Annotated in this window: 4 protein-coding genes; 2 read left to right on the top strand and 2 right to left on the bottom strand. The window is 62.3% G+C overall.

Annotated features, from left to right (window positions below; all coding sequences use genetic code 11):
- Together ACXJMY_RS37695 and ACXJMY_RS37690 are read left to right on the top strand one after the other, a co-directional pair.
- Positions 1-591: ABC transporter substrate-binding protein (locus tag ACXJMY_RS37695; RefSeq protein WP_456624415.1), on the top strand; the 591-nt coding region annotated here is incomplete at its 5' end.
- Positions 592-941: 350 nt separating this feature from the next.
- Positions 942-1,745, top strand: coding sequence for a hypothetical protein (locus ACXJMY_RS37690; protein ID WP_456624414.1), 804 nt, complete (start codon positions 942-944; stop codon positions 1,743-1,745).
- 44 nt (positions 1,746-1,789) lie between these two features.
- Here ACXJMY_RS37690 and ACXJMY_RS37685 read toward each other — a convergent pair whose 3' ends face one another.
- Complete coding sequence (locus ACXJMY_RS37685; RefSeq protein WP_456624413.1) at positions 1,790-2,278, bottom strand: DUF2059 domain-containing protein; 489 nt, start codon at positions 2,276-2,278, stop codon at positions 1,790-1,792.
- 39 nt (positions 2,279-2,317) lie between these two features.
- A complete protein-coding gene (locus tag ACXJMY_RS37680) occupies positions 2,318-3,535 on the bottom strand; it encodes an OpgC domain-containing protein (protein WP_456624412.1) in 1,218 nt (405 codons plus the stop codon).
- Positions 3,536-3,774 lie beyond the last annotated feature (239 nt).

The raw sequence follows: 3,774 nt of genomic DNA, 5'->3' as shown, positions 1-3,774 counted from the left end.
GCCGACTTCTCCTCGTTCCTGCTCCAGGCCCAGGCCTCCAAGGCCAAGATCATCGGGCTCGCCAACGGCGGCGGCGACACCATCAACGCGATCAAGCAGGCCGGCGAATTCGGCATCGTCGCCGGCGGACAGAACCTGGCTGCGATCGTGATGTTCATCTCCGACGTGCACAGCCTCGGCCTGAAGCTCGCGCAGGGCCTGATCATCACCGAGGCCTATTACTGGGACCTCAACGACAGGACCCGCGCCTTCGGCAAGCGTTTTCTGGAGCGCGTCAAGCGCATGCCGACGATGAACCAGGCCGCAACCTACAGCGCGACGCTGCACTACCTGAAGGCCGTGCAGGCCGCCGGCACGAAGGACACCAAGACGGTGATGGCGAAGATGCGCGAGCTGCCGGTGCGCGATGCCTTCACCGACAACGGCAGCTTGCGCGAAGACGGCCGCATGGTGCACAGCATGTACCTGTTCCAGGTCAAGAAGCCCGAGGAGTCGAAGGGCCCGTGGGATTATTACAAGCTGCTCGCCGAAGTGCCCGCCGACCAGGCGTTCCGGCCGCTGAAGGACGGTAGCTGCCCGCTGGTGAAGTGAGGCAGGCAAGGTGCGTAGGGGGTTAGCGCAGCCTAACCCACCTCTTGCGTTTCCGCCGACACGGAAGTGGTGGGTTACGCCGAGCGAACTGCGGTTCGCACAGCCGCGGGGCTAACTCCCCCCCGAAGCCCGGTGCAGTCGCGCGCGAACGAAGCGATCAAGGCGCGGCAGCCGCAATGCCTCATGGTTGCCGTTTCAATTTTTTACAATTTGTAATATACATCACACGTGTGCGCCACCGACTACGGCAAGATCGAGGCGATCGGATACGTTCCGAACTGACGCCCGGCAAATCACTCCACAAGTTTTCATTGCACATCAATTCATTCGCCACCCGATCGGGAGGGACTATGACCTTACGCCGCGCAATATTGTTTGCGACTGTCGGCCTCGTCACCACCGGCGCGCTCGCCGCCGGCCTCGATGACTATGTGATGGTGACTTACAACACCCAGGGCACCAAATGGGGAACGGACATCAGCTCGCTCATGCTGAAGGACGCCTACCAGGTCGTCGCCGTGCAAGAGGCCGGCCCCAAGCCCGACATGTGGGGCACTGGCAAAGTCGTGAACACTGAAAAATGCACGGACTCCTCGGGTCACACCGAGACTTTCCAGGTTCTCCAATACGCATGGAACAACGGGAAGAAGCCAGCCTCCGTCTTCTTCCTGAATTCCGATACCATTGGGCACAGGGTCAATGCCGCCTTCGCCGTGGACGCGACGATATCTCCCACGAGCGCGACGATTATCTGTCCCCAGCAAGACAACACGAAAAAGGGGACGCCCGGCCGTCCGATCCTGGGGATCACGATGCCGAACCATGCGATGTACTTCACGATGCATGCGGGATCGTACGGCAACAATCAGTATAACGATGCCGACAATATCGTGTCGGCGGTGACCAACCTGTTGAAGGACAAGAGCACCTGCTGGGCTATCCTCGGTGATTTCAACCGAGAACCTGAGCAACTGAAAAACGTGACAAAGGATCAGCGCGTCAACACCGGACAGCCGACCCATATGGGCGACACTCCACGCGAACTCGACTACATGATCGTGCGCAGCCAACAATGCAGGGGAGATCTCCTTGCCGAACGCCTGAATGGAAAAGGCTCGGACCACATCCCTGTGGGGTTCAAAACCAAGAAATAGCCGCGGGCGAGCGCGCGAAGCCTCATCATTGGGCTGCGCGCGATTCAGAGCTTGTGCCCCCTCTGGCGCAGCGCCTCGATGAGGCGCTGCTTCAGCTCGTCGGCGGCTTTCTGGCTGACGTCCTGGCCGATTTGCGCGCTGGCCTGCGCCAGCGCATCCGACTTCTCCAGAAACTTCCGCCCCACAGGCTGGGCGTAGAACGCCTCGATCTGGCGCAGCTCGTCGACGGTGAAGACCGCGGCGTAGAGGGCCGCGATCTGATCGATCATCGAGGCGACGAACGGCGCGTAGATCTCGGATCCGGGCGCCGTCATAGCATCATAGTCGCGCTCGATCTCCGGCCTGTCCTGGGCGACCACGGGCCGGAGCTTGAGCAGGAGCTGCGGCAGCAGCACGCGATACTGATCGGCGATCCTCAGCGTGACCACGAGCTTGCGTGCCGCAGTCATCGCCTCGGGTGAGGGCGTTTGCGCCGCCGCACCGCAGACGAGGAGCAGGAGAGCCCCGGCAATCGTCAACAAGCGTCTGGTCATGGACCTCTCCGTGAGACGGCGACTGGCGTCACGATGCTTTCAACGGCTCGCGGGCGCTGCCGCGGCGGCCGCAGCCGGAGCGCTCTCGACCGCGGGCTCAGGCTCTTCGACCTCCGTCACCTTCACGAACAGGTTCGGCACCCGCTCGGCACGATCGAGCAGCCAGGCCGCTCCGATCATGATGACGATGCCGACGACGGAGACCGCGAGCTGCTCCCACGTGCCCTTGGTGTACTGGGTCAGGATCCAGTGCGCCGAGAACGACAGGAAGACGCCGAGGCAGAAGATCGGCAGCGAATGCTGGCCGCAGAGGATGATTGGGCGCAGCCAGGCCCCGTGCAGCAGCCGCCATCGGCGCGAGATGAAATGGGTGATCCAGATCGCCAGCGCGAGGAAATGCGTGAAGCGCAGCATGTCGAGATCGGTCTTGTCGATCGGGTAGATCGCCTTGATCATCCATTTCGGGATCAGCGCCTCGAGCGCGGGGATATGCCAGGTCATCACGATCAGAAGCGCGAAGGCGAGCCAGGCCGCGGCCAGTGCCATCGCCGCCTTCGACCAGACCCATTTGGCAATCTTCTCGATCTGGCCGATGCCGCACCAGGCCGCGAACACGAACATCAGCTGCCAGCAGAACGGATTGAAGTACCATTTCGTGCCGGGCGGATATGAGGCGATGTTCCAGTCGAACCAGCGCGACAGCATGTAGAGCACCACGGACGCGGCGAGCGTAAGGTTCGGCCGGCGCACCAGGCACCACACGATGAAGGGCGAGGCGAACACCAGCGTGATGTAGAGCGGCAGCACGTCGAGATTGACCGGCTTGTATTTCAGGAGGATCGCCTGCCCGATCAGCTCGTCCGGATGCGACAGGAAGTTGAACACGTTGAACTCGTGCTCGTACATCGGATTGTCGAAGCGGCGCGCGGTGCGGGCGATCTGCGCCGTGAACAACAGGAACAGCATGATGTGGGCGACATACATCTCGGCCGCGCGCCGCCACAGCCGCTTCAGCGCCGCGAGAAACCAGCCGCCGGCGACGATCGGCCCGTAGATCCAGCCGACGAGATAGCCGGAGATGAAGACGAAGAACTCGGCGGCGTCGCTGAAGCCGTAATTGCGCAAGGTGAGCCAGGCCACGACGTCGTGCGGGATGTGATCGAGAAAGATCATCCACAGCCCGATGCCGCGGAACAGATCGAGCCGCAGGTCGCGCTCGACCGGAGCCAACAGCGCTGACTGGTCCCGTATGATCATGGCCCCAGCCTCTTTCCGGTGGGCGTCGCGCCAAAGCGGCGCCGGCAAAATCGGATGCTAAAAAATCTCAATCAAAAGTCACCTGGCCTTGCGGCCAGTGCCAACGGTAGCCGACCTTGGTGCGCGCGCAAGGGACTTTGTCATCGGAGCGGGCGGCACCGGCGGGCCGCGCTCTGCGCTGCACAAAGCGCGCGGCCTTGCAAAAACGTCGCAAACAACCCCATGCACAGTACAAGCGC

This window comes from Bradyrhizobium sp. P5_C12 (assembly GCF_054049735.1).
The sequence above is the reverse complement of the archived record's forward strand: the minus strand, read 5'-3'. Positions and strand labels throughout refer to the sequence as shown.

What these genes read in the sequence shown, in the direction of transcription:
- ACXJMY_RS37680 (WP_456624412.1), bottom strand. Translation starts at nt 3,535, where the DNA reads ATGATCATACGGGACCAGTCAGCGCTGTTGGCTCCGGTCGAGCGCGAC.
- ACXJMY_RS37690 (WP_456624414.1), top strand. Translation starts at nt 942, where the DNA reads ATGACCTTACGCCGCGCAATATTGTTTGCGACTGTCGGCCTCGTCACC.
- ACXJMY_RS37685 (WP_456624413.1), bottom strand. Translation starts at nt 2,278, where the DNA reads ATGACCAGACGCTTGTTGACGATTGCCGGGGCTCTCCTGCTCCTCGTC.